Annotated in this window: 1 protein-coding gene; it reads right to left on the bottom strand. The window is 39.9% G+C overall.

All coding sequences use genetic code 11. The features are described 5' to 3' along the window. Positions 1-279 precede the first annotated feature (279 nt). A complete protein-coding gene (locus FTV38_RS17440; protein WP_373886483.1) occupies positions 280-1,395 on the bottom strand; it encodes a protein rep in 1,116 nt (371 codons plus the stop codon). Positions 1,396-1,648 lie beyond the last annotated feature (253 nt).

The raw sequence follows: 1,648 nt of genomic DNA on the forward strand, positions 1-1,648 counted from the left end.
CTTTTCAGATGCCTTTTTTTTGATTTTTCACCCCTAGCCAATTCGTGATGATTTTTCAGTAATGCACGCTTCCGCGTTTCTCATTCGAGAAACAAAAATCGGGTCGTCGCTTTGCTCGGTTTTTCCCGCTTAGAATTTTTATGGGAGCTTGTAATCAAGGAAGAAAGGTTTTGGAATTTTTATGATGGGGTCGTCACTCGTAGACACTCGTTCGGTACTTGTAAACATGACAACATGACAACATGTAAGCAAGGATACACATAGTACCCTGTGACCTTGTTAGGGCGACCCTAAGACCCCTTGATCAATCAAACATTGGCGCACCAAGTCCATAGGTTTTTTGAGAGTCTGATCTTCAACAACAGCAATAAGCAATTCGCCTTGTTTGCCTTGCGATCTAACAGCATTCCATAGCTCAATATCTAATTTGAAAAGCATTTCTGCTACGTTGTCAGTATCGTCTACAATTTCTTGGTCTGTTTTTTCCTGTCCTTTGCTACAAAGTTTTTTAAGACCTCTAGACCAATTTAATTGGCGTTGCCCCTTAAAAGCAAAATAATACAAGCGGAATAAGTTAGCTTCTTTTTCATCACCTGTTTCATCAAAACTTCTTAAAATATCAAATGGAGTTCTACCGTCTTTTTTCCCTTTTTTAACGTGGCCCTTAGTCATTTCATGTTCTAAGCCCCATTTTGAAACGTAGTTACCTGCTTCATTGCCAGCTTGCAAATGTAATCCATGTTTTTGACTTGGTGCGCCTAGACCTGCCTTTAAACAGCAATGTTCCCAAACCTTAAACATATCAGCCTGCATAAGGGATAAAGAACCCACACCAATTGAATAAGGGATAAATAACAAAACGTGATAATGAGGGTGAAAACCGTTGTCGCCATGCGTAATTTCAAAGCATGAAATGTAATGCTCAATCATCCATTTTGAGAACATATTTTGAGATGCACGAACACCCTTGAAGAATTTTGAATATGCTTTTTTAAGGTCTTTTTTGAGTTGTTTAATATCGGTATGTGAATAATGGGGAACGGTTAATGTAAGCAATAATACAGATCCGCCTTGTCCCTGCCACCAGTCCATAGCTTCTTTAACTTCGTTTTTACGATGTTCAGAAATAATTGCAGCACATACAGGACAGCCCCAGGCATTAGCACATCGCATAATATTTGAGTAATTGGCTTTATTTCGGGATTTATTAAACATAACCCCTACACCGTCATTTCTGTCTACACGATTAAAAAAACAGTGTTGTGTACGTTCGCCCTTGAGTATTTTTCGAACTTTATTGAGAAGTTTGAAACGATCTCTGATTCTCTGAAAGCCTTGCTGTGTAAGGATGGAGGAATTATCCGTATATTTAACAAGACTCGCTTCGCTCGACACCACGCCGCACCCGCGCGAGCCGTCGGGATGTCGGACGTGGGCTTGTCGCTCGCTTTGATTTGGAGTGTTTTGGTTGTACAATGGTTGTACCTCGTTGTATTTGGTTGTACACGAATTCAAAGCCCTAAGAACTGCCATTCTTGGGGCTTTACTATTTAATCCTTTCTCATTTCTTGAGCTGCTGCTTCAAGGCCAGAAGCTAAAAGTTCAGATAGAATTTTTTGTTTATCCTTACCTGCTTCAATATCCTGAA

This window comes from Acinetobacter sp. YH16044, assembly GCF_013417145.1.
GTDB lineage: Bacteria > Pseudomonadota > Gammaproteobacteria > Pseudomonadales > Moraxellaceae > Acinetobacter > Acinetobacter amyesii.